The following is a 23,986-nucleotide window of genomic DNA, read 5'->3' as shown; positions in this document are numbered from 1 at the left end:
CCCCCATTCTTGTTTAGACGGGCGCCTGCGTGCTGGAGCTTGGCCAAAGGCGTCATTCGTCTGTCTTCAACTGACCACCGCGATGCTTCCGGAAGCCGGTCGCGTGGCGTCGCGACGCTCTTCCGGCAGGGAATGCAAGTCTGCGATGGTGTGGCGAGGCGGAGAAAACTTCGTCTTGGAATTCCCGTCCGCATCCGGCGCCGCAGCGGTCTTCGCTGCGGCGCCGGTCATTCTAGTTCAAAGCTGGCTTACTTGCAGGCGGCAACCGTGCCGGCCTTGACGCCCTGGCAGGCTTCAGCCTTGGAAATCCAGCCGGCGTCGATGACGACGTTCAGATTGTCCTTGGTGATCGCAAGCGGCTTCAGGAAGACCGACTGCATTTCCACGCCCTTCGGTCCGCCCTTGAAGGCCTGGGCGCCGTCGATCTTGCTCATGTCCTTGCCGCCTGCGAGGTCGAGAGCGATTTCAGCGGCGCGCTTGCCGAGTTCGCGGCTGTCCTTCCAGACGGAAACCGTCTGCGTGCCGAGCGCGATGCGGTTCAGCGCCGCCTTGTCGCCGTCCTGGCCGGAAACCGGAACGGAGCCGGCGAGGCCCTGGGCGTCGAGCGCTGCGATCGCGCCGCCGGCCGTGCCGTCGTTGGAGGCGACGACGGCGTCAACCTTGTTGTTGTTGGCGGTCAGGAACTGCTCCATGTTGCGCTGAGCATTCTCCGGCAGCCAGCCGTCGGTATAGGCTTCGCCGACATTCTTGATCTTGCCGGCGTCGATCGCAGCCTTCAGCACTTCCTGCTGGCCCGAGAACAGGAAGTCGGCGTTCGGGTCGGAAGAAGAGCCCTTGATGAAGACGTAGTTGCCTTCCGGCTTGGCCTTAAAGACGCCCTCAGCCTGCAGGCGGCCGACTTCCTTGTTATCAAACGTGATGTAGAAGGCAGCCGGGTTTTCGATCAGGCGGTCGTAGCCGACGACCGGAATGCCTTCGGCAGCGGCCTTTTCGATCGCCGGGCCGATAGCGTCGGAGTCCTGGGCGAGAATGATCAGCGCGTTGGCGCCCTGCGAGATCAGCGATTCGACGTCGGTCAGCTGCTTGGCGGCAGAGGACTGCGCGTCAGCGGAAATATACTTGGCGCCCTTGGCTTCCAGAGCCTTCTTGATGGCGGCTTCGTCGGTCTTCCAGCGCTCCTCCTGGAAATTCGACCAGGAAACGCCGACGACGAGATCAGCAGCCATGGCGGCGGTATGCACGGAAACGAGAATGGCAGCCCCTGCCATGAGTTTCAAAATAGACTTCATAAATTGTCCTCCCGAGTGAGTTGCGACCGGCCCAGCCCATGCTTCCTCCGGCCACCGCGAAAGCTGTCGAGATTTTTTTCTCGACAGTCGAGAAATTAACTGTCAGAGATTTTTTCAACTGTCAACTCTGCATCGCCGGCTTAATTCGCTTGCGCAAGAGCGGCCGCAGATGCAGGGGAAGGTGAGGGCGATGAAGGCATGATGCCGAAAACCGTGAGCGGTTTTTCGGGAAACATCATGCTCTCACGAAAGCAGGAGGAGAGGGCGGCATCCATGCTGACCAAGTCGAGCACGGAGCTGGTCCGGCAGAGAAACAGCGTGCTCGTGCTGTCCGTGCTGCGGCGCCACGGTGCGCTCGCCCATACCGAAATATCCGATTTCACCGGCCTTTCCTCGGCCACCATTTCGGCGATAACAGCCGATCTGGAACGCGCTCAGATCATCGAAAAATCCGAGCAGCAGGCGGCAAGCGGCCGCGGCCGGCCGCGTGTGCTTTTGCGCCAGCGGCGCGAATGCGGCTATCTGATCGTCGTCATCATCTCCTCGGATGCCGTGCAATATTCGCTTGTGGATTATGCAGGCAAGCTGATCGACCGTTTCAGCGATGAGCGCTCGCGTGATCCGTCCGGTGCCGCCCGGTTCGTCGCCGGGGTGCAGGCCGGGCTCTTGCGCATTCTTGATCGCTCGAGGATTTCGCAGGAAAGGGTGCTGCTGATCTCGATCAGTTCCAAGGGGCTGGTCCATTCCACCGAGCCGGTGCTTCTGTGGTCGCCGATCTTCGGCAGCGACCAGATCGATTTCGAATCGGCGCTGCGGCCCGCCTGGCAGGCGAAGGTCATTCTCGACAACGAGACGCTGCTCGTCGCCGCCGCGCTCGGCGCCCGTGAGGAGATCGCCAAGGGCGCTGATTTCCGTTCGCTCGCCGCACTTTCGCTCGGCCACAGCATCGGGCTCGGAATCGTCCGGCGCGGCGGCCAGGCCGGCCAGGAGATCTCCGCCCCCAATTTCGGCCACATGCTGCATATGGCGGGTGGCGGTCTCTGCCGTTGCGGCACTCGCGGCTGCATCGAAGCCTATGCCGGCTTCTACGCTATCCTGCGCAGCGCCTTCGAAGTGCCGCTCGATACGATCCCGGCCAAATTCGTGCCGGTCGCCGAACTCGACAAGATCGCCGCCCGCGCCCGCCAGGGCCACCGCACCTCCGCCTTCGCCTTCCGCCAGGCGGGGCTCGCGCTCGGCAACGGCCTGTCGCGCATGCTCAGCCTGACCGAACGCATGCCGATCGCCATCACCGGCCCCGGCACCCGCTATTACGACCTGCTGCGGCAGGGCATCGAAGAGGGCCTCGGCCAGTCGCATATCGTGCGCATGGAAGGCATGCCCGAAATCCGCGTCGTCCCCGACGAACCCATCCTCGTCTTCGAAGGCCACCTCAACCGGGCGCTCTCTGTGATCGACCAGGACATCGTGCTGTCGGGGGGGCAGGGGACGGATTGAGATGGCTTGCGGCATATCCCTTCTCCCCAGCGGGGAGAAGGTGGCCCGAAGGGTCGGATGAGGGGGCCACACGGCACGCCATTCATCACTCTTCGCTGCGCTCAGCGCACGCGCTCGAACGAAAACCCCTCCCCACAAGGGGGAGGGGCTACTACGTGGCGCCCACCTTGGCAGACCTCCACCTTTCTGCGGATGAAACCGTGGAGTGGGAAGCAGCGGGGTGCGGCAAGTTAGCCCCTCCCCCTTGTGGGGAGGGGTTGGGGAGGGGTCTTGATCGCGCTCTGCCATCCAACGCAAAACGGCCGGGCAGAGCCCGGCCATCTCATGCACGACCTTCGGTCGGGAGAGGACCGTCAGCCGATCTTGATCAGCTTGCCTTCCTTGACCGACTGGACGGCGGCGTCGGCGAGAGCCAGCGCTGCCAGGCCATCCGCGCCGGAGGGGGTGATCTTCGAACCCTTTTCGATCGCGGCGATGAAGGCGGCGATCTCGTTGGCGTAGGCTTCGGTGTAGCGGGTCATGAAGAAATCATGCAGCGGCGGGCGGGTATAGCCGTCGCCGTTCGCCACTTCGATCGAGACCGGGCGCTGGTTTTCGGCTGCCGCCATGCCCTTGGAACCGTGCACTTCGATGCGCTGGTCGTAGCCATAGGTGGCGCGACGGGAGTTGGAGATGACGGCCTGCTTGCCTGAAGCGGTCTGCAGGATGACCGAGACACTGTCATAATCGCCGGCTTCGCCGATCGCCTTGTCGACCAGCACGGCGGCGGTCGCCAGCACCGAGACCGGCTCTTCGCCGAGCAGGAAGCGGGCCATGTCGAAATCGTGGATCGTCATGTCGCGGAAGATGCCGCCCGAACGCTTGATATAATCGACAGGCGGGGCGCCGGGGTCGCGCGAGGTGATCGTCACCATTTCAACGTCGCCGATCTTTCCGGCGTCGATCACCTTGCGCACCGCCATGAAATGCGGGTCGAAGCGGCGGTTGAAGCCGACCATCAGCTTGGCGCCGGTTTCTTCCACCACCTTGATGCAGGCCTTGACGCGGGCGACGTCGAGATCGATCGGCTTTTCGCAGAAGATCGCCTTGCCGGCGCGGGCGAAGCGCTCGATCAGGTCGGCATGGGTGTCCGTCGGCGTGCAGACAACGACGGCGTCGATGTCTTTGGCGGCTTCGATCGCCTCGATGGTGCGGACTTCGCAGCCATAGGCCGAAGCGATGGCTTCCGCCGCCTGCGGAAAGGCGTCGGCGACGGCGACCAGCGTCGCATTGGCATCGCCGCTGACGGCCTTGGCGTGAACCTTGCCGATACGGCCGGCGCCGAGCAGACCAAATCTTACAGTCATTTCAATCTCCCTTGAATTCGGAACAAATAAACCGAATTGCCAAAAATCTGGAATTTTCATTCCATCATCTGCGCGTCTCGTCAAGCCCGCGACTCTTTCACATTTGCAAGATTCAAACTAAAGGACAGTGCGACAAAATGCGACCGCGGGGACAGACATGCAGCTTATCGATCCGAACCATCCGGCATACCAGCGCCTCTGGGTGCGTGTCGGCATCGTTGCAGTCTGTTTCGGCTGGGCGGCGATCGAGATCATCGGCGGCGATCCCTTCTGGGCGGTGATCTCCGCTGCAGCCGGCGCCTATGCCTTCTATATGCTGTTCTGGACCTTCAAGCCGCAGTCGGCCGAGCCGGTTGCGCAGCCCGACGCCGGGGGAGAGGACGAGGCCGATGAGACATCAGCCGAAAAGCCTTCGAAAGACGGGCAGGCGGAATAGTAGCGGGCGGCTTGCCGATCAAGAGATCGGCGAGCATCATCGGCTTCGTCGCAGCCGAACAATCGAAGCGCGCCGCGCTCTTTCCGATGCGCGCCGCGCTTGACATCTTTGTTCGATATTATCGCAAAACCGGCGCACGGCTTCGCGTGCAGCGAGCCTGATCCATTCGCATTCCCGTCCCGTCAGAGCGACAATTCCCTGGCCTGCGCGTCGATCTTTTCGCAGGCATCGCCGAATGGATCGCTTGTCGGTACCAGCGGCGAAACGCCGAGCAGGAGAAGCGCTTTCAAGTGTGACCAGCCACCTCCGAGCAACGGCGCAAAGGGTGTCATCATGCTGCGTTCCCCGCCATAGAGACGCTGGTACTCTGCAAAGTTGCAGAAGTTCTCGTGATTGCTGTTCTTCAGATGGAAGGACTCGGCCGCAGCACCTTCGGCTAGGATAACCTCGTGCGCATCGAGCATGACGGCATAATAGTCGATCGAAGCGTCGGGCGCGGGAGCGACCGGTGCGATCGTCGTGCCGTTCACGAGCTCCTTCACCTGGATCAGAACGCCGTTCAGGTACAGCCCATGGCCAGGCGACAGGTAGAGATCCGAATGGGGTGTGTGCCCGTCCAGCGCGTGACGGCAAACCCGGATCGGCACCACGTCTTTCTGCCAGCGTGCGCCGCTCTTCTTGAAGCTTTGGCGGCCGACCCACTTGACCGCACGGGTGCTGCCGTCCGGAAGGGCAACGCGATCGCCGATGCTGAGATCCTCGACGGGCTTCTCACCGCAATCGGTGAGGATCGCCGTTCCGCGCAGGAAGCAATTTGCGCCGCTGCCGCCATGGCCACCTCTTCCGCCGGAACCCCCGTGTCCACCGGAGCCGCCCCGCCCCCAGCGCCGACCCATCGCTTTGGCCGGAGAGATTGAAATTGCCGTGGCCATGGCCGCCGCGCCGGCGAGACGAGCGCCGGCGGCCGCAACCACTCCTAGAAAATGTCTGCGCGCAGTGTTGCGCGGCTGCTTCGGATCTTCCGTAGACTGCATGTGGGCGATCTCCTGAAAACATTAAACCGCCCGATGCTACAACATGTTGTATCGCATTCAATTTCGCCAGTTAGCGCTGTGCCTTACTGAAAAGGACGTAGGCATGGGTTAGGCGGTCCCGAAATACGCTATGTCAGATACCAAAAAGCGGGAGGTTTATCTGCTACCCCAACGCGAAAGAATCGAACTGAGTACCTTGGTGGGCGGTTGAATCGCTGGAAAACAGCACATATAGCTTGCGCGGACCAAGCCGGATGGCGGCTCCTCCGTGGCGTCGGAGTGTTTACCCGCGCTTGAGATAGCTTCAGCTATGCGGCAGGCGGCGCATCGCCTCGTCGATCAGCAGATTGGCGATCATCATGCGCCTGTTGGCATTGGCGGAAAGGCGCTGCGACACCATCAGGATAGTTGGCCTTGGCAAAGGCGCGCCGATTCGCTGCGAAGCGACCAAGCGCAACCGTCAAATCTCAACCGCCTGATATCCGCCAAGTCATGTTTCAGAGTCCCGAGCGAGGGCGGGAAACTGGAGAAGCTGGCTACGAACTCAATGTCCGGCGAATACCAGGGTCTGAACCGGCAGCAACATCGCCTGTATACGCAGGATCATCGCATGCACGACACCCACCGTGTCGACGACATGCAGGAACATCCAGCGCGGCGTGCTGATATTGGGATCGGCGAGCGCATCGTGGTTGTTGGTATAGGCATTGGCAATGCAGCTGCTGCCCGGCGGCACATCAGCGAGGCCGCCGTCGAAGAGCGGCTGAAGGAACACCGTCAGAGTGCCGGGTTTTGCCATCTGCTGAACATCGACCAGCTGGTCGGTGGGGCGCAACTGGCCGGCCGCGATCACGTCCTGCACGTCGGTCACGACGAGCGGGATGATGGTGAACGGCTTGCCGACGCAGACAGCCTCCGCGACCATTCCGGGTTTCATCACCTGCGCCTCGATCTGCCCGAAACCGGCGATCAGCGTGCCGCGGCCCGCTTCGCTCGGCACCAGGATGCCGGCAGGACGCAGCATGGTGTTCAGCACATCACCGGGCCGCAATGTGAATTGCTGGACGGTGCCCGAAACCCCCGCCTTGACGATTGTCTTGTCGAGTTCCACCTGCGCCTCGGCTTGGGCGGCCTCCGCGCTCGCCTTCTGCGCCGGCAGGAGAACGCTGAGCTTGGTTTGCAGCGTCTCTTTCTTAGCGAGCGCGGCGCTCAGGGAGCCTTTGCGACCTTCGACCGTATTGGTGAGGCGGACCACCTCGCGGCGGGCAACGGCATCGTTTTTCAGGAGCTGCGTCTTCATCTCCAGCTCGTCCTCGGCCACTCGCAAGGCGCCTTCGGCCTCCTGAATCTGGCCATCCATGCTCGCAAGCTCGGTCTGTGAGACCCTCGCTTCCGCCTCGGTCTCGGCAATCTTCCGGCGGGCGGTCTCAAGGGCCGCCTTCTGCTGTGAATCGTCGAGCCGGAAGAGCGGCGCGCCGGCGGCGACCTTTTGGTTGACGCCGACAAAGACTTCATCGACCCGGCCGGACGCCTCCGGCAGGATCGTCACGGTGCGGAACACCGCCGTGACGGTTTTCGTCGAGGGATGGAAATAGAAGATCATGGTGATCAGCGAGACGGTCAGGATCAGGCAGGCCGAGATTCCCCAGCGCAGTTCGTACCACATGCTGTAAAGGGTGATCTCCTGGCCGATGCGCTTGCCCTGGGCATAGCGCCGGTAGAGATAGTCCGGGAAGATGGTCAGCATTGAGCAAAGCATCAATTCGAGCATGATCATATCCCCTCTTCGTGCAGTGTCTTGGCGGGCGCCCGGACGGGTGCTTCCGCCACTGGTTCCGGCGCAGGCGGGCGGACCGGTTCCGGGTGATCGGCTGCGACCGGCGCCTCGTCCTCGAGTTCGGCCGGATCGCGGCGGGCAAGCCTGGCAAGCGACCGGGCGATCGAATAAAGGGGCGTCGAAAAATCGGGAAACCGGATGAATGCCAAGAGCAGGCCGAGGATCCAGTAGAGATGATTGTGGGTGAAGAGCGAGATCAGCGCCAGAACCGCGACGATCTCCATCTGCACCTTGTTCGTGTGATGGGCGATGCGTTCGGGAACGGCGTGCAGCTGGAAGTACAGGTTGCCGACCACAAGGATCATCACGATCAGAAAAATGATGACGCCGACGAACAAATAGTCGGTCTGGCCCGGCGCGGTGATGAAGCCGGGCACGTGATCGGTGAGAGCGGAGTGATAGTCTTCCATCGAAATCTCCTTTCCTGAACGCCATAGTAGCCAGGCCCGCCAGCCGGCAGGCCAAATCGATCATGTCAGCTGGCGGCAGCCGCCAAGGCCTGTTTCTGCGCAGTCAGTGCCTGCTGGGCAGCCGCGGCCGGGTCAGCAACCTTGTCGCCGGCGACCTGGACAGTCGGCACGGCTATGCGGATGCCATTTTCATTAAAGGCCTGATGGATCATTCGCAGCGCCCGGCGCTTCAGCGTGAACTGCTCTCCGGGAAGCGTCATGACCTTCATGCGCAGCAGCAATCCGGAGTCGCCCAGGCTGTCGATACCCTGCATCTTCAACGGCTCGATCGTAATGGGCTTGAACTCGGGGTCAGCGAAGAGTTCCTGGCCGATCTTCTTGATGATCTTGCGAGCCTTTTCGACATCGGCATCATAGGCCACGGTGATCGTCATCTTCTCGATCACCCAGTCGCGGCTCATGTTCTGGATCGCGCCGAGTTCGCTGAAGGGCACGATGTAGACGGCGCCGCGGTGATGCCTGAGCTTCACCGACCGAAGGCTGAAGGATTCGACGCTTCCCTTGTAGTTGCCGCTCTGAATGTATTCGCCGACGCGGAAGGCGTCGTCGAGCAGATAAAACACGCCGCTGATGATATCCTTGACGACGGTCTGGGCGCCAAAGCCGATCGCAACGCCGACGACGCCGGCGCCGGCGATCAGCGGCCCGATCTCGACGCCGAGCGAGGACAGCGCCATCATCACCGCGATCGCGGCAAACAGGATCATCAGCACGTTGCGCAGGATCGGCAGCAGCGTCCGGATCCGGGCCCGGCGGCGTGCCCCGTCGCTGCCGGCCTCTTGGGGCGTATCGGTCTCGCCGAGCTTCCGGTCGATGACGACACGCACTAGGCTCCAGGCGAGATCGATGACGAGAAGGATGATACCGGCGCTCAGCATGCCCCTGACGATCCGCAGCATCGGGGTGTCCTGCATCGTCATGCGGGTCAACTCGACATCGAGAGCCTTGGCAAGCAGGAGGATGGCCCCGACGATGACGGCTGCCCGTACACCGCGCTCCACCAGTACTGAGGTGATGCTTGCTTGCTCGGCTTTTTCCTCGCCGGCAGGAGAGGACAGAATATTGGCGATGGAGACGCGGGTGAGCGCGAGGACGGCCGGCAAGGCGGCGCATACTGCGACGATCCAGAAGAGCCTCATCGCACCGACCACCCAGAGAGCCCAGAGACCGATGAAATAGGCGGTCCATAGCCAGTTGCGGATCGTCCGGCCGATGCGGGGCGTCCGACTCTCGACCGGCTCGTCCACCGGCCGGCGCCACAGGCTTTCGATTGTGATCGCCAACAGCACGGCACCCAGCGTATAGGCGACGAGGAGGCGTGAGGCGGGGGGAAGGCCGAGCGTTGCAAGCAGCCGCACCGTCACCCAGCCGAAGGCGAACCAGCCGCAGAGATAGGCGAGGCGGCGCGCCCAATGGGCCGCGGCCAAATCGCTGACGGGGACCACGCGAAATCCTGGCTGCGCCGCGGCGGGGGGCGTCAGCCAAGCGCGCAGCAGCGCGGCCGCGAGGCGGAAGGCGACGAAGGCGAAGAGGAAGCCCACGACGACTTCGCGTACGAGCGGCGGCCAGTCGAAGATGAGGAAGAAGCCGATGCTGCCGAGCGCGAAAGCGAGCACACGGCATGCTTCCCAGAGAAGCTTGGCGCCGAGAAGGACAAGCCGCTCCCGCACGGTCGAAAAGGGCGCCTGCTCCATCCAGGCGTGCCAGCCGCCGCTGATCCGCCGGAAAAACCACTGGGCGGCAAAACCTGCTGCCATGAAGGCGATCAAGAGCACCACCGGCCGGGTACCGCCGTTCGCCTGGATATCACGCTCGAGCACGGCCGCAGCCGCCATCATCTGCGATGGAAACGAGGTTGCAGCGTTCATCAGATCGGAAGAATGCCGGCGGAATCGGGTGGCGAATTCGGCGAAAGAGGGATCGGTAGGCTTTGCCCCGTCTGGTTCGGCAGCCGCTTTTGCCGCCGCCTGCTGCTTCAGCCAGTCCTGCACCGCCGGATCGGTGGACAAGGCTATGAACTGCTCGATCCTTTCGGCCGGCACTCCGGCCGGCGGCGTCTGCGACATCACGGGCATGGCCGTCAGTGCGGCGGCGAGGAAGGCCATCACCGCCAGGAGCAGCGTGCGAAGACCATTCCTTGATGATACTATCGGCATGATCCCTCCCAATCCCGCGTATCGAATACGGCGCCCTATGGCCGGCATTCCGTCCTGAACGCATTGCCACATGCCGGTTTCGACTTGCCGCCGGGCCCGGCAACCGCGCTGACATCGGCGGCATAGGCGTCGCGTGTGTCCTGATCGACGACGGCGGCAGGCGCCGCCAGTACCAGGCCCGCGGCGGCCGCCGTTTCAGTCGTCGCCGCAAGAATTCTCTCGCCGAGGCCGACGCGGCTGTCGGTCAGCGTCTGTCCTTCCGAAATCCGGGCGCCGATCAGCTGGACGATCGCGGGCGAGGCTGCGAATTTGGCGTGGTTGAGCCGGTCGCTGGTCTTCACCTTCGTCAGGTCGATGACATTGATGTCGTATTCCTCGAGCTCCTGCTTGTAAGGCGCCTGTTCCGGATCGATTGAGCCGAGACGGGCGACATCGCCCCAGACCCTTCGGGAGACGGCGAGCGCCTTATCGTCACGCGATACGAAGAGGGTGAATTGGGGGTGCTGCTTTCCCATGTCGGCGATCTGCTGGCGGAACACGTCGACATCGACGTCGGGAGCCGCGAGCATGACATTCTTGAATTTCGCTGGCAGGCGGCCATTGCGGATCGCCATCTGCCGCAGGCCTTCCATGGCAAGCCAATTGCCCATCGAATGGGCAAGGATCGAGACCTCCTTGATCTCCGGATCATGGTAGAGATACTGAAACAGCTTCTCCAGCGCATTGCGGGTGTAATTGGTACTCTCCCGATCATAACCATAGGCGAGCAGCCGCCCGCGCGAGGGCCATGTCACCAGCACCGGCGCGCTGTGCACGCCGGAATCATGAACGATCTGGGCAAAACGGTAGACGGAGTCCTCGAAGCGGGTGTTGTAGCCGTGGATGAAGACGAAAACGCTCCTGTCGGGGCTTTTACGCACGCTGGCGCTGAGCCAGGCCTTTGCGGCGTCGACATCCAACTCCGTTGCCTTGAGCGTCGCAAAATCGGTCTTGGGGTTGGACGGCAACTTCTTCGGCCAGGCGACTTCGCCGGCTTTGCGGCCAGGCGGAATCGATACGGTGATATCGGCAAAGGTGGGCTGGCGGGCGCGCTCGCCGCTGAACATCTCTCCGGGAACAGGCGAGCGGCTGCGCGTCGTGGCGACCAGCATGTCAACGCGATCGGCGCGAGGAGCAGTCTCCGCGACCGGGGTCAGCACGCCTTTCGGATGCCCGCCGCAGCCTGACAGGCACATCATCGCAACGCAGATCAGAAGCCGTCGCAGCGTCTGCCGAAAAGCGGCCTGACTGCCGCGCATGTTGCTTATGTTCACACTGCTCCCCACCCTGACGCATGCTGCCGGGGGCTGACCCGGTCCTGCATGGAAGAGATTGGGCCAAAGACGAAGCCGCAGGCATGTATGATCCTGTATGTTACAGGTAACAGCACCCTGCGCTTCGTTTGGCCGATGGCGAGGACAGCCGGTCGCACACCGTCGTCAATTCGCCGGCCGGTCGTTTGGAACGGGCAGGCCGGCAGCCTCCAATCCGGCAAAAAAACGTTCCTGGTCCTCGATCCTTGCCAGCCGCCGGACGACCTCACGCCGGACATTAAGGATCAAGGCGGGCGAGCGGGCCTCGATCCAGTCGATTTGCTCCTTTGCCTCCGCCGATTTTCCGAGGGTGCCGAGGATCGAAAGCAGGACGAGGCGATGCATCGGATTGTAGTTGAGGTCCGACATGCGGGACCATAATTCGGCAGCCTGGGTATCGCCCCGCATGAAGGCACAAAGCGCCATCCCAACTTCATAATATCCCTGCGGTCCCGCATTCTTGCTGACCGCCTGCGAAATCAGCTCGCAGCCCCTTTCCCAATTCCCCGACATTTGCCAGGCGCAGGCCGTATTCGCCGGCAACTTCCGTGTCGTTCGAATTGCTGGCGTAGGCCGCTTCACCGGCGCGGAGGGCCTCGGTCGGGTCATTGCCGAAAAAATTGGCAAGCATCAACGCCTGCAGAGCTCGGGCATTCTTCGGATCGAGCCGCACGGCTCGTTCGGCTAGCTCCTTGGCAGTTGCCAGCGTGGCAGCGGTCGGTTTCGTGTCCAGCTGATATGGAAAGCGGAATTCGTCGAGATAGGTGAGCGAAAGAAAAGCCGCGATATTGGAATCATCGGGCATCTTTTCGGCAGCATGCTTCAGGCAGGATTTTGCCGTTTCCTGCGCCTGCGGGGTCATTTCGCTCCGGTAGCTGTAGTAGGACAGGATGCAGGAAAACGCGTCTGCGTTTCCTGCGATGCTGGCGGTGTCCGCCTGAAATATCACGCCGAACGGGCGCGCAACCGCCGTCGCAATGTCCTCGGCAAGACTTGCCTGCGTTTGCAGGAGACCCTGGACTTTCATGTCGGCGTCGTAATTATTGGCCCAGATGACGGTCCCATCGGCTCGCCGCACAAGCCGGGCCGTCGAGCGCAGCGTTTCGCCTTCCAGCCTGATACTGCCCTGCAAGGCATAGATCGGTTGCGACGACAACTGACCATCGCGATTGCGCGGCAGAACGGCGGCGACGACGATATCGTTGAAGGGAACCAGTTTTTCGATGATGTCGTCGGTGATACCCTGGGAGATGTCGGATGCTACCCCGCTGCCGGACGCGCTTTCGAAGCGCTCGACGACGATGATTGGGCGGCCGACAGCTCCGGACGGCATCTCTTTCCCGGTATCGAACAGCCTCACATGCTGAAGCGCCGCGGCAGCGGCGGCAAAAACGACCACCGCGCCTGCGGCGAGCCAATATCGGGGCCATGACACACGCCGGTCCGCCTTGTCCCGGCGGCGCCCATCCGCTGCCGGAGGGACCTGCTGCGCATAGTCTGGGGAGGGCCGCAGCTCAGCGGACTGTCCCGTTTGCGGCCTTTCTGCAGGCTCGGCTCCTCGCCTTACTTCGAAGATGGGCGCATAGCCGCCTCTGGGAATTGTGATGATAACCCGGTCGCTGGCTCCGGCGGTCAGGTAATAATGTTCCAGTTCCCTGCGCAGTCGTCCTGCTTCGATACGGACACACGGATCCTGCTGAGCATCGAAACTTGCATCTCGGCCGAAAACGGCCTGTGCGATGGTAAATGCCTTCAGGTAGTCGCGATGGCCGGCAAGCGTCTCGGTCACCACGAATTCAAGGAATCTTCCTGCCCGCTCCGGAAGACGAAACTCCGGACTGGACAGAATACGCTCAAGTTGCTGCTGCACCTCTTCGGGTGAAGAAATGTCGCTGCCTGCCCTGTCAGCGCCTGCATTTTGCATCGGCTCCCCCAAGACTCCGATTGCGATCAACCTGCAGTATTAGCCATCGACGATAGACCCGAGTCGGCATAACGGCAATGCGATTTGCAAGAATGTGCTAATTAAGGATCACCTTAGTCGATGGTCGCCAACAGCCAATGCAGGCCAGTATAACCCGTATCAGCGTAGGATACCGTATCCTACCGGCGCGGACATGTATTTTACTGCCATCGTCACTCCGTGCGCTCTATCATCGCCTAAACATTCTGGAGGAGGCGACGATGACATCACCCGAAGCGTCCACATCATCCATGACGAGCGCCGAGGACTTGCGCAAACGCGCTTTGGAACTCCAGCTTCTGGAAATCGAGCGCAGCGAAAAGATCAAGTCGCGCGAAGCGAAGAAGCATGCTGACTTCGTCGAGGATTTCTTCCGCAAGCAGATCGGAGAAGCGGAACGCGCTGTCATCAAACGCCTCGTGATGAAGGCGGCCGCGGACGGCAAATACGAGGCGCTGATCTACAGCTTTCCATCGACGTTCTGCACGGACAGCGGCCGGGCCGTCAACAATAACCTTCCTGGGTGGCAGAAGACGCTACAGGGAAAGGCGAAGGAACTGCATGGACTGTTCGAGGAGGTCGCCAAGCCGCAAGGCTACGGGCTCAAGGCGATGATCATCAATTTCCCCGACGGCATGCCCGGCGACGTCGGCTTCTTCCTCACCTGGGAACCCCCCGTCGAGTAACGGCAAAGAGCAGGCGTGAGCAAGGAAATATCCTATTGAAAGCGATAGAGATCGAGCGAAAGTTCCTGGTCCGCGACGACAGTTGGCGCGCTTGCGCCGACGAGCCGCACGTTCTGCAGCAGGCCTATCTCTGCCTCGATCAGAACTGCATACGCGTCCGCCTGATCGACGGGCATTCCGCGCGCCTGACGATCAAATTCCGCTCGCCAGGCCTCGCTCGCGAGGAATTTGAGTATGACATTCCGGTCGAGGAGGCACGCGACCTCCTGCTCCATGCAGGTCATGTCCTTGAAAAGACGCGATACCGCGTCCTGCATGACGGCCGGAGCTGGGAGGTGGACGTATTCGCCGGCGCTTACCAGGGATTAACGCTCGCCGAAATCGAAATGGCGAGCGAGAATGACCGGTTCAATCTGCCGCAATGGCTGGGGCGCGAGGTCACGGGCGAGAAGCGATACTCAAACCGCGCCATGGCAGCTGCTCCCCGTACTCAGCTGGCGGCGCAGGGCACTGCTGGCTGGCCTCTCAATCCTTTACCACAGTCCAGCTTGCGTCCGGATTGAAATTCTTGATCGCCGCGGCACGCTCTTCCGTTGTCGGACCCAGATCGCGCTGGTAGATGACGCTCATCCCGTTGACCATGAACGTCTGCACGCCGGTGACCCTGTATTTGACCGGCCAGGCGATCAGTGCAAAGCCGCCGGTCATATAGCCGTTGATGATATAACTTTGCTTGCCGCCAAGCACGTTGTCGCCCTGGGATGTCAGAATGCGGTAGCGATATCCGTAATAGCCCTCGCCGCGTTTGGCGGCTCCGAAAGCGGCCGTTTCGACCAGCGCGCTTGCCGGGCTTTCCTCGGGGTATACGCTGGGATCCCAGTAAAGACCATCGAGCTTGCCGGGGCTGCTGATCAATTTCTTCGCGAACTCGTAGATGCCGTCGCCGTCACGATCCTCGGATGCGAACCAGTACTGGGCAGCCACATATTCACGCATGGTATCGATGGTGGCGAGCTCGTTCTCGCCGACGCGGCGATTGATGATTTCTTCAAGGCCACGCTGAGTATCGAAGAACCATTTGCCATCCTTGTCTTCGGTCAGCGGAAACGGCAGCGGCCAAAGCCGATCGCCGATCGCAGCGACCTTCAGATTGCCGAGATCCTTCAGAACCACCTGGCGCTCTGCGCCCTCGCGGATCAATCCGTATGCGATCATCGCCTCGTTGCTTGAACGGAGCTTGTCGGCGTTGAGGCCCAGCAAGGCGGCAAGATCGTCGATGTTGTTGGAAGCCAGCACCGACTTCAGTTTGTCGATCGCAAGCTGCGCACTGTCGAACTTGGGCGAGGACGTCGCCGCCTTGTAGGCGGAGAGATCCGCCTGCGCCAGTGAGAGCGTCGGCGTTGCCGAAAAAGTGCAGAGCGCTGCTGCGAACATGAGCGAAATTACAGTCGATTGGCGTCTCATGATGTCACTCCCTGAGCTGAAACAGGTGTTACCGCCGTCCACCGCCGCCACGGCCACCGCCGCCACGACCACCGCCACCGCCACCGCGGCCACCGCCGCCGCCTGGCGGGCGGCGATACTGAGGTGGACGGGCCGAAGGACGCTGGCCCATGCTCTGCGAGCCGCGGTGTGAGGAGACGGCCTCCCGGCGACCCGACTGCGGGTTGCCGAGAGCGCTTGGCTGGCGTCCGCGATTGTCTGGTCTCGCAGCCATTTGCGGCTTGTTGGCTTTCTTGACGGATTTCTGGGCCGGTTTGGCGGGGCGATTGGCGGCCTTCTGAGGACGGGCCTCAGGCCTCGACGCTCCCTGCCGATCGCTTGCCGCCGGTCGATTGGCGGCGGGCTTGGCCTTCAAACCTTGCGCCGTGTTTCTGCGGATGTCTTCAGCGCGTGCGGCGTTACCGCGATTGCCGGGCCTCTGGCTTGCCTGGATATCGTTGGCCCTGTTGCGCAGCTGGTTGCGATTGTCGCTCTGGAGACTGGATTTGATCGACGACCGGTCCAGCTTCGAAAACTGGTCCTTGCCTATACTCAGTTTGCTGCGATCGACATTGCTCCAGTCGACGTCGTTAAGCTTGAGCTTCCCATTGAAATTGCGGTCGTTCAGGCAATTGTTGCAGTCGATGTCGATATCGCCGCCGTCCCAACGGCCGCCCCAGACGCCCCAGTCGTCCCAGTTGACGATGGCCGCCCACGTCAACCCGGTTACCGCAGCCGCAAAAAACCCCGCCCCGGGGTAATAGTAGCTGTCGTAATAATCCGGATAGTAGGAGATAGGCTCCGAGGCATAACCCGGTTCGTAGAGCATTTCCGGTGGATATTGCGGGATATAGATCTTCTCGGGATCGGTCGGCCGGATGATGATATTCTCGTTCTCGGTAACGACGGTCACCTTGTCATCCGTCTTGATGATGTTCTTTTCCACCGCTTCGTCGCGAAGCTGCTGGATGGCAATCAGAACATCCTTTTGCTGATTGGTGAGCGCATCCGCCAGCGATTGCGTCCAGTCGAGGTCCTCGCTCATCATCTTGACGATGTCGGGATAGTTGAGCAGCGAAATGACGCTGCCGTCCCAATCGCTCTTCGGCTTGAGGTCGGAATTCTTCTTTTTTGCCTCCAGGAAACGCTGTGCCTCGATGATCTGCAGCGGAAAGAGCGAGGCAGCCGAGATTGCTGCGACCAACTCGTCCGGATAAAGGGCAATGCGCGCCACGAGCACTTCCAGTTCATCGTCCGACAGAAGCGCCGCAGCGGGCTGTTCGGCAGCAGTCTGGGCCGGCGATGCCGCTGGTGCAGCCGCCTGGGCGCGCGCGGGCAAGGCCGGCTGCAACGCGATGATCGCGACAGCCGACAATCCAGCAATGACTTGGCCAGCGAGGAGCCGGCCAAGTGGGAACCGGCCCCCAAACACTTTGCGGGAAATGGCTTTCATCGCATCGACCTCCCTTGGATCAAACAATGACGCATGCCTTTATGAAGACTTCGGCCTGATGAGAGGCGGTCGCCCCAGCACGACGACTTTCGATTGGGCGATTGCCTCCCCCATCTCTTTCAGCAGAGCCTCTAGCAGGCTCGCATATTCCTGCCGCCGCGCCTCTCGAACCGCCTCCGGCAGACCTTCGAGATGCGCCAGAGCCTGGGCGGCGGCCGCGAGATCCTCACACATGCTGTGAAAGGACTCGTTGACGTAGAAAAGCCGCTGTACCAGCCGCGTCTGGTTGGGAAAATAAGTCTCGGCCGTCTCAAGGGCGGATAGATATGTCGAACCTTTATCTCCCGACGCCATCTCCACCCCCGCCGCCGACTGCGCTCAGCAGATGTTAAGACTATACAACAGCCGCACCCGCGGCTGACGTAAAATACGCGATCCTCTACGGTAGCCGGCTGTTGAGTCACCGGGGGAATTCGAGGCAATGGCCGAATGGCAGGAATCTAGACGATCGCGTCGCGCCGCTTCTCAGGCGCTGACGATCACCGCAAGGGCCTGGCGGCTAGCGATCCGATAGAGATTACACGATGCTACGAGCCTCCACGCCGAAACGGGCCTAATATCGACCGTTGATAGAGATAAAGGGTGAGGCCAGACCGGTCGGAAGGAGCGGCCGTGTTTCGACTATCTTGCCTTGAGCCTCCCTGGTTTCGTCGTCACCATCCTTGTCTGAGACGTGATGGCGATCGGCGTTCAGATCTGATTGCTAACGTATCAAACCACCCTCATCAGCACGCCGCGAACGCTGCCAAACGGGCGGTTTCAATTCGCGGTCTTGCGATTTGGCTATCGTAGTTGACGCCACCGTGCGGCCAAGCAGCGCGATGATCGGGAAGAACAACGGTAAGAGCATAGGAGCCAGCGGTGATAGGTAGCATTCCGATGTTGCGAGGCCTGAGCGGTTTCAGCTGGGATTGGCTTCGCAGCGATATCCCGGCCGGGCTGTCGGTCGCTGCCGTCGGCCTGCCAAGCGCCATCGCCTACCCGGCGATCGCCGGTCTGCCGCCGGAAACCGGCATCTATGCCAGCATTCTTGCGCCGATTGCTTATGCGATTTTCGGGCCGTCGCGGTTGCTGATCGTCGGGCCGGATGCCGCGACGATGACGGTGCTTGCCGCTGCCATGGGCGCCATCATCGCGGCCTTGCCTGCCGGTACCGCTGTCGATCGGGTCGCGATCGCTTCGGCGCTTGCCATCGGTGTCGGCCTCTTCTGCATCGCTGCGAAACTATTGAGGCTCGGCGTTCTCGCAAGCTTCCTGTCCCGGCCAATTCTGGTCGGGTTTTTCGCCGGGGTGTCGCTTTCGATCCTGGTCGGACAGATCGGCCGCTTCACCGGAGTTAAGATCGAATCCGACGGGCTGATCGCGCCGCTCGTCGAAATGCTCGCCAAGAGCGGCCTGATCCATTGGCCTTCGCTCATCCTCGGCCTTGCGATGTTTGCACTGCTATGGATCGTCCGGGCGCTGCACTTGAAGGTTCCCGGCCCGGTTCTCGTCGTAGTGGTGTCTGTCGTTCTGTCGGCGATCTTCGATTTCCGCGGGCAGGGCATCGCCGTGGTCGGCGACTTGCCAAGCGGCCTGCCGGCCCTCTCCCTGCCCGCGTTTCATCAGATGCCTCTCGACAAGATCGTGCTCGGTTCAGCCGCGATTTTTCTCGTCAGCTTCGGTGCGGGCATAGTGGCGGCGCGCAGCTTCGGCTCGCGCACCGGCGAGGAAGTCGATGCAAACCAGGAATTGATCGGCCTTGGCGCGGCCAATATCGCACCTGGTCTTTTCGGTTCGTTTCCGATTAGCGTGTCGGATTCCCGCACAGCCATAAACCTGTCGACGGGAGGTGTCTCTCAACTTGCAGGTCTGGTCTCTGCCGCGACGCTGGTTGCGGCGCTGGTCTTCCTGAATGATGCGCTGCGCATTCTCCCGATCCCGGCGCTGGCGGCCATCCTTGCAACGGCGGCGATCAGCCTCATCGATGTCGATGAACTCAGGAAGATCTGGCGCATCAGCCGCATCGAATTCATCTTCGCGCTGATCGCGATGTGGGGCGCGATCAGCTTCGGCGTCCTCAATGGGGTGATTGTCGCTATCGCGGCGACCTTCGCCTATCTCCTGCGTCAGACGATGTTTCCGCGTGACGGCCTTCTTGGCCGCATCGAAGGGCGCCACGGTTTCTTCGATCTGCAGCGCTTTCCGGAAGCCCGTCCCATCCAAGGCGCGGCCATCTTTGCGGTCCAGGGCAGCATCCTGTTCTACAACGCCGATTATGTGCGCTTGCGCATGATTTCGGTGATCAAGGCGCTTCCCCCCGAGACCCGATGCCTGGTCCTCGATGCAAGCGCCATCACATATATCGACAGCACCGGGGCGACCGCACTCGAGGCCGTGGCCGAAATGCTTGCCAAGCGCAACATCCTCTTCGCGATTGCCGATCTCAGCGATGAAAGCCGCGCCATTCTCGGCCGTGCCGGGGTCATCAAGGCGATCGGCGCCGACAATCTTTTCAACGGTAGGGAAGAAGCCTTGCGGGCGCTGATCGGCGATATCGACCAGACCGACCGCACCGTTTCGGCCGGCAACGCATCCCAGTGACAGAAGGAGGGAGAGCCATGGACGAGAATTATGAGCCGAGACAGGCCGAAGTGGAGCCAACCCGCAACGGCAAGGATAAAAAGAAAAAGAAATCTTGGGATTATGAGAAGGAGATCAACCGGCTGCAGGTGGAACTGGCGCATCTTCAGGCCTGGGTGAAAAAGTCGGGCGCAAGGATCGTCATCATCTTCGAGGGGCGGGACGCCGCCGGCAAGGGCGGCATGATCAAGCGGATAACGGAGAGGGTCAGTCCTCGGGTTTTCCGCGTCGTGGCGCTGCCCGCGCCCACCGACCGCGAGAAGTCGCAGATCTACATGCAGCGTTATATCGCTCATCTGCCGGCGGCCGGTGAAATCGTGATATTCGATCGCAGCTGGTATAACCGGGCCGGCGTCGACCGTGTCATGGGCTTCACCAGCGAGAAGAAGGCGCAGCGCTTTCTCGAGCTTGCCCCTCGCTTCGAAGCGGCGATCGTCGAGAGCGGCGTCATTCTGCTCAAATATTTCCTGACGGTCAGCGAGGAGGAACAGGAGCGCCGCTTCAGGCGCCGGATCGACGATCCCCTGCGGCAATGGAAGCTCAGCCCGATGGATGTCGAATCCTACCAGCGCTGGTGGGATTATACGCGCGCCTATGACGATATGCTGCGGATGACCGACTCCAAACACGCTCCGTGGTGGATCGTGCCTTCCGACGACAAGAAGCGCGCCCGGATCAACTGCATCTCGCACATCCTGCAGTCCATTCCTTATGAACGGCTGAAGTTCGACGAGCCCGACCTGGGCAAACGGCAAAAACGGCCGGCCGATTTCACTGAGGATCGCAGCGTCCGCCATGTCGTGCCTGACATGACATCGTAGGGCATGACGGTCCGGCCTGTAACCCGACGGATGCGACGATGGAGCAGACAGCCGATACGACAACGCAAGGGACCGGCGCAGGTCAGATTTCGATAGAGGCGAGAGTAAGCGATCTCGTCCGTCTGGGCATTATCTGCCTTTTCGCTTATTGGACGATGACGCTGATTGCTCCTTTCGCGCTTATTCTCATCTGGGCCGCCATTCTCGCCGTCGCTCTCTTTCCGATGTTTGCGACGCTCTCGCGACTGATCGGAAACCGGCCGGTGATCGCCGCCATCGTCATCGTCGCCGGTTGCCTCGTCCTGATCATCGCGCCGCTCGCCCTTGTCGCGGTCAATTTCGCCGACACCGCAGAGGCGTTGATCGGCAAGTTACGAACGGGAGAATTTACCCTGCCGGCAGCGCCTGACGCCATCAGGGATTGGCCGGTTGTCGGTGAGCGGCTCCATGACATTTGGAACCGCCTTGCCGGCGATCTGGCTTCGACGATCATCAAGTTTCAGGCGCCCATCCGAGAGGTCATGGGCGCAGTGGTCACAAAGCTTGCCTCGATCGGCGGCGGTGTATTGAGTTTCGTCGTCTCTATAATGCTCTCCGGCCTGTTCCTCACCCAGTCAACGCGCCTGGCGGCAGCGATACAGATTCTGGCAAGCCGGGTCGCGGGCGACAAGGGCGTTGGTTTCGCCCGGCTGTCGGGAACCACGGTCCGGAATGTCTCACGCGGTGTCATCGGCGTGGCTTTCCTGCAGACCCTGCTTTGCGGATTGTGTTTTGCCATCTTCGACGTTCCAGCGCGTGGAGCGCTCACCTTCGTCGTCTTCATCCTGTGCGTCATGCAACTCGGGCCAGCGCTGGTGCTCCTTCCCCTCGTCATCTGGGCGTGGTTCTCCTGGCCATTCGCCAGCGCCTTTGCCTTTACCTGCCTTGCCGTGCCGATCTCGATCGTCGACAACATCCTGAAACCCATCCTGATGGCGAGAGGCCTCTCGACTCCCATGCCCGTCATCCTGATCGGCGTGATCGGCGGCACTCTGTCCCACGGGCTGCTGGGGCTTTTTCTGGGGCCGGTAGTGCTCAGCGTCTTCTACGAGCTGCTGAGAGCCTGGGCCTGGCCTGCGGCAATGACGGAAGGATCAGAACATGATCGCGCGCCGGCCCTTGAGGTCGAGCGCGCCGGATAGTCTTCTTCGGCGTGTCTACCTGTTGGTACAGTAGACCACGACCTCCTGCTCTATGTCGCGACAGAGCTCCTCATATTCCGCAACGAGCCTGTCTTCTCTCGGGCTCTGGGTCCGGAACCGATCCAGCGCATCGACTGCAAGATCGTAGGCCTCGAACAGTTCTCCGAGGGTCTCGTTGGTTATGTCCGCCAGCAGATGGCGGATATCCGGAAGCCGCAACATCAGTTTTCTGCGGCCGCGTTCTTGGCTCATGAACTAGCTCCGCACTGGTACCGCGTCCTGCAATTGATACGAAGTCAGAAAGGTGCCGGATTGTTCCCGTGGTAACATTAACTGTATCAGAAAGACAACATTAGTTCGGTAGCGGACAATCGGCGCCGCTCATCCGCGCCAAGAACGGTCCGCGCCCAAATTTGGGGCGTTCTGCGCGAATCCCAAAGCAAAACTTGCAACCAAAGGCTGGCGCGGTATGATGTATTAGAACGGGCTTAGATAATGCGTGACTTGTCGTGGGGCGATCATGAGGAACGCAAAGGTCAATGTTTTGGGCAGTCTCGAGCCGACGGTTGATGAAATCTGCCGTCAGGTCGAGCGAATTCTCGCAAGCGAGGAATTTCATGCGCCGAAGCGGGGGCGGGATTTCCTCGAGTTCGTCGTCAACGAGACGCTCGCCGGCCGATCGGGGTTCCTGAAAGCTTTTACGATAGCGAATGTTGTTTTTGGCCGCGAGGCTTCATTTGACCCGCAGAATGATCCGGTCGTCCGGATCGAGGCCGGTCGGATCAGAAAGGCGCTCGAGCGTTATTACCTCGTCGCAGGCCGCACGGACGAGGTCGTCATTACCGTGCCCAAAGGCGCATATGTGCCCCATTTCGAATATGCACAGGAAGTCCCGCCTCCGTCCTCGATAAATCCGGAAGAACCTCAGGCTGCAGAGCTCAACGTCCAAGACAGCCCTCGTAGCACGATGCGTGCTCCGACGCTCTCGGCAGCTCGGGGCTTCGGGATCGTCATATCAGTGGGGTTTGGGGTCTTCGCCTTGGCCCTTGCAATTGCGCTGTCTGTTTGGAACGGGCGACCGACTGCGACGCTGCCGCTGGCGAGCGCCCATCCGAAGGTGCTCGTCGAATTCTTTTCCGAAAGCGGTTCCGCCGGCGCCGGTTCGGACATCGCTCGCGGCCTGAGGGACGATGTAATCGGTCAGCTTGCCCGGATCGACGACATCATCGTCGTTGCCGATCCGCTACGCGGCGGGCAGGCCGCCGTTGCCGACTACTCGCTCCACGGCAATGTCCAGCTCGACAAAAGCAGGTTGCGCGCCTCAGCGAGGCTCGTGCGCCAATCGGATGGCGCGGTCATCTGGGCCAGAAATTTCGATGCCGATCTTCAAGCCGAGAACAAGCTCGTCATCCAAGCCAACATTTCCCGGCAGATTTCCACCGCTATCGCGCATCCTAATGGCGCCATCCTTCAAACCGAGACGGATAAGATCGTCGGACCAGCGCAGAATGGCGACCAGGATGACTATGCCTGCACGCGCGCCTATTACAGCTACCGTCAGGCCATGACCGCGCAAAGCCACGCTGCCGCACTGGAATGCCTCCGGCAGGCGACACAGCGTTTCCCCGATAACGTTGCTTCCTGGACATTGCTTTCCATGGTCTATCTTGATGAGGTGCGGTTTCGCTACAAGCTCAGCACCCCCTCTTCGGTTCGACCGCTCGAAATGGCAAACGCTGCGGTGGAGAGGGCGGCATCACTCGCGCCCAGCGATTCCCGGGTTCTGCAGGCACTGATGTTGGTGGGCTTCTTCCAGGGAGATGTCGACAAGGCGCTGAAGGCTGGCACGGCGGCCTACGCCGCCAATCCCAGCGACGTCGAAGTCGCGGGCGAATATGGCTATCGACTGGCGCTTTCCGGGAAATGGCAGTCAGGCTGCGAACTACTCTCGATCGCCCTCAACAGAGGCGTCGGTCCCAGCGGATATTATGAAGCCGGCATGGCGCTCTGTGCATTCATCAAAGGCGATCTCGAACAGGCGGAGCGCTGGTCGCGAAAATCCGATCTCGGCTCGAACCCTGTCCATCGTCTCGTCCTGCTATCCATTCTCGGGGCCGCCGGCAAGACCGAGGAAGCCGAAGCGGAAAAGCGCTGGCTTTATACCCATGCGCCGGCATTGATGGTCAATATCCGCGAGGAAGTTTCGCTGCGCTTGCAACGGCCTGAAGATCAGGAGCGCTTGCTGAACGGATTGCGTGCCTCGGGGCTTGATATCGACGCCACCGCGGCAAGATAAGGCGC

Annotated in this window: 19 protein-coding genes and 1 pseudogene; 8 read left to right on the top strand and 12 right to left on the bottom strand. The window is 61.3% G+C overall.

Features of this window, described 5'->3' with window-relative positions; all coding sequences use genetic code 11:
• Positions 1-248: 248 nt before the first annotated feature.
• Positions 249-1,289, bottom strand: a complete 1,041-nt coding sequence (gene xylF, locus AC13QO_RS02760) for a D-xylose ABC transporter substrate-binding protein (protein ID WP_003581351.1) — start codon at positions 1,287-1,289, stop codon at positions 249-251.
• Between the two features lie 273 nt (positions 1,290-1,562).
• On the opposite strand from xylF, the gene AC13QO_RS02755 reads away from it, so the two are divergent.
• Positions 1,563-2,786, top strand: coding sequence for an ROK family transcriptional regulator (locus AC13QO_RS02755; protein ID WP_488539893.1), 1,224 nt, complete (start codon positions 1,563-1,565; stop codon positions 2,784-2,786).
• A gap of 353 nt (positions 2,787-3,139) precedes the next feature.
• Here AC13QO_RS02755 and iolG read toward each other — a convergent pair whose 3' ends face one another.
• A complete protein-coding gene (iolG, locus tag AC13QO_RS02750) occupies positions 3,140-4,132 on the bottom strand; it encodes an inositol 2-dehydrogenase (protein ID WP_488539855.1) in 993 nt (330 codons plus the stop codon).
• 157 nt (positions 4,133-4,289) lie between these two features.
• Between iolG and AC13QO_RS02745 the strand changes: the two genes are divergently transcribed.
• Positions 4,290-4,568, top strand: a complete 279-nt coding sequence (locus AC13QO_RS02745) for a hypothetical protein (protein WP_488539854.1) — start codon at positions 4,290-4,292, stop codon at positions 4,566-4,568.
• A 182-nt stretch (positions 4,569-4,750) separates the two neighbouring features.
• Here the strand turns inward: AC13QO_RS02745 and AC13QO_RS02740 are convergent, their stop codons facing one another.
• From AC13QO_RS02740 to AC13QO_RS02715, 6 genes and pseudogenes are all read right to left on the bottom strand, one after another.
• Positions 4,751-5,602, bottom strand: coding sequence for a Hint domain-containing protein (locus AC13QO_RS02740; protein ID WP_488539853.1), 852 nt, complete (start codon positions 5,600-5,602; stop codon positions 4,751-4,753).
• A gap of 544 nt (positions 5,603-6,146) precedes the next feature.
• On the bottom strand, positions 6,147-7,373 hold the full coding sequence (locus tag AC13QO_RS02735; protein ID WP_285195619.1) for an HlyD family secretion protein: 1,227 nt from the start codon (positions 7,371-7,373) through the stop codon (positions 6,147-6,149).
• Positions 7,374-7,375: 2 nt separating this feature from the next.
• Positions 7,376-7,849 carry a hypothetical protein gene (locus AC13QO_RS02730; RefSeq protein ID WP_488539852.1) on the bottom strand — a complete coding sequence of 158 codons (474 nt, stop codon included), beginning with the start codon at positions 7,847-7,849 and terminating at the stop codon, positions 7,376-7,378.
• Between the two features lie 65 nt (positions 7,850-7,914).
• Complete coding sequence (locus tag AC13QO_RS02725; protein ID WP_488539851.1) at positions 7,915-10,065, bottom strand: mechanosensitive ion channel family protein; 2,151 nt, start codon at positions 10,063-10,065, stop codon at positions 7,915-7,917.
• A 35-nt stretch (positions 10,066-10,100) separates the two neighbouring features.
• Positions 10,101-11,300, bottom strand: coding sequence for an alpha/beta hydrolase (locus AC13QO_RS02720; RefSeq protein WP_488539892.1), 1,200 nt, complete (start codon positions 11,298-11,300; stop codon positions 10,101-10,103).
• A gap of 243 nt (positions 11,301-11,543) precedes the next feature.
• Positions 11,544-13,341 (bottom strand): annotated as a pseudogene (locus AC13QO_RS02715) (hypothetical protein).
• 260 nt (positions 13,342-13,601) lie between these two features.
• On the opposite strand from AC13QO_RS02715, the gene AC13QO_RS02710 reads away from it, so the two are divergent.
• Positions 13,602-14,066, top strand: coding sequence for a hypothetical protein (locus AC13QO_RS02710; protein WP_488539850.1), 465 nt, complete (start codon positions 13,602-13,604; stop codon positions 14,064-14,066).
• 35 nt (positions 14,067-14,101) lie between these two features.
• Positions 14,102-14,629 carry a CYTH domain-containing protein gene (locus tag AC13QO_RS02705; protein ID WP_085779045.1) on the top strand — a complete coding sequence of 176 codons (528 nt, stop codon included), beginning with the start codon at positions 14,102-14,104 and terminating at the stop codon, positions 14,627-14,629.
• Here AC13QO_RS02705 and AC13QO_RS02700 read toward each other — a convergent pair.
• The 3 genes from AC13QO_RS02700 to AC13QO_RS02690 are packed head-to-tail and all read right to left on the bottom strand — an operon-like array spanning position 14,592 to position 17,355.
• Positions 14,592-15,530 (bottom strand): DUF2950 family protein, encoded by a 939-nt coding sequence (locus tag AC13QO_RS02700; RefSeq protein ID WP_085780155.1) that lies wholly within the window; start codon positions 15,528-15,530, stop codon positions 14,592-14,594. The genes AC13QO_RS02705 and AC13QO_RS02700 overlap by 38 nt on opposite strands.
• Before the next feature lie 28 nt (positions 15,531-15,558).
• A complete protein-coding gene (locus AC13QO_RS02695; protein WP_488539849.1) occupies positions 15,559-17,001 on the bottom strand; it encodes a DUF3300 domain-containing protein in 1,443 nt (480 codons plus the stop codon).
• Between the two features lie 39 nt (positions 17,002-17,040).
• Positions 17,041-17,355, bottom strand: a complete 315-nt coding sequence (locus AC13QO_RS02690; RefSeq protein ID WP_285195626.1) for a hypothetical protein — start codon at positions 17,353-17,355, stop codon at positions 17,041-17,043.
• Positions 17,356-17,922: 567 nt separating this feature from the next.
• Between AC13QO_RS02690 and AC13QO_RS02685 the strand changes: the two genes are divergently transcribed.
• From AC13QO_RS02685 to AC13QO_RS02675, 3 genes are read left to right on the top strand one after another with little or no spacing between them, the layout of a single operon-like run.
• The gene (locus AC13QO_RS02685) at positions 17,923-19,644 is read left to right on the top strand and encodes a SulP family inorganic anion transporter (protein ID WP_488539848.1); all 1,722 of its coding nucleotides are present in this window, start codon (positions 17,923-17,925) and stop codon (positions 19,642-19,644) included.
• Positions 19,645-19,661: 17 nt separating this feature from the next.
• Positions 19,662-20,504: a polyphosphate kinase 2 gene (ppk2, locus tag AC13QO_RS02680; protein ID WP_285195628.1), complete on the top strand. Its 843-nt coding sequence runs from the start codon at positions 19,662-19,664 to the stop codon at positions 20,502-20,504.
• Between the two features lie 38 nt (positions 20,505-20,542).
• Positions 20,543-21,685 (top strand): AI-2E family transporter, encoded by a 1,143-nt coding sequence (locus AC13QO_RS02675; RefSeq protein WP_488539847.1) that lies wholly within the window; start codon positions 20,543-20,545, stop codon positions 21,683-21,685.
• Positions 21,686-21,700: 15 nt separating this feature from the next.
• Here the strand turns inward: AC13QO_RS02675 and AC13QO_RS02670 are convergent, their stop codons facing one another.
• The gene (locus AC13QO_RS02670; RefSeq protein ID WP_097597054.1) at positions 21,701-21,937 is read right to left on the bottom strand and encodes a hypothetical protein; all 237 of its coding nucleotides are present in this window, start codon (positions 21,935-21,937) and stop codon (positions 21,701-21,703) included.
• 268 nt (positions 21,938-22,205) lie between these two features.
• Here AC13QO_RS02670 and AC13QO_RS02665 point away from each other — a divergent pair, with 268 nt between their 5' ends.
• Positions 22,206-23,981, top strand: coding sequence for a hypothetical protein (locus AC13QO_RS02665; protein WP_488539846.1), 1,776 nt, complete (start codon positions 22,206-22,208; stop codon positions 23,979-23,981).
• The last annotated feature ends 5 nt before the right edge of the window (positions 23,982-23,986 follow it).

This window comes from Rhizobium sp. CNPSo 3670 (assembly GCF_057784555.1).
The sequence above is the reverse complement of the archived record's forward strand: the minus strand, read 5'-3'. Positions and strand labels throughout refer to the sequence as shown.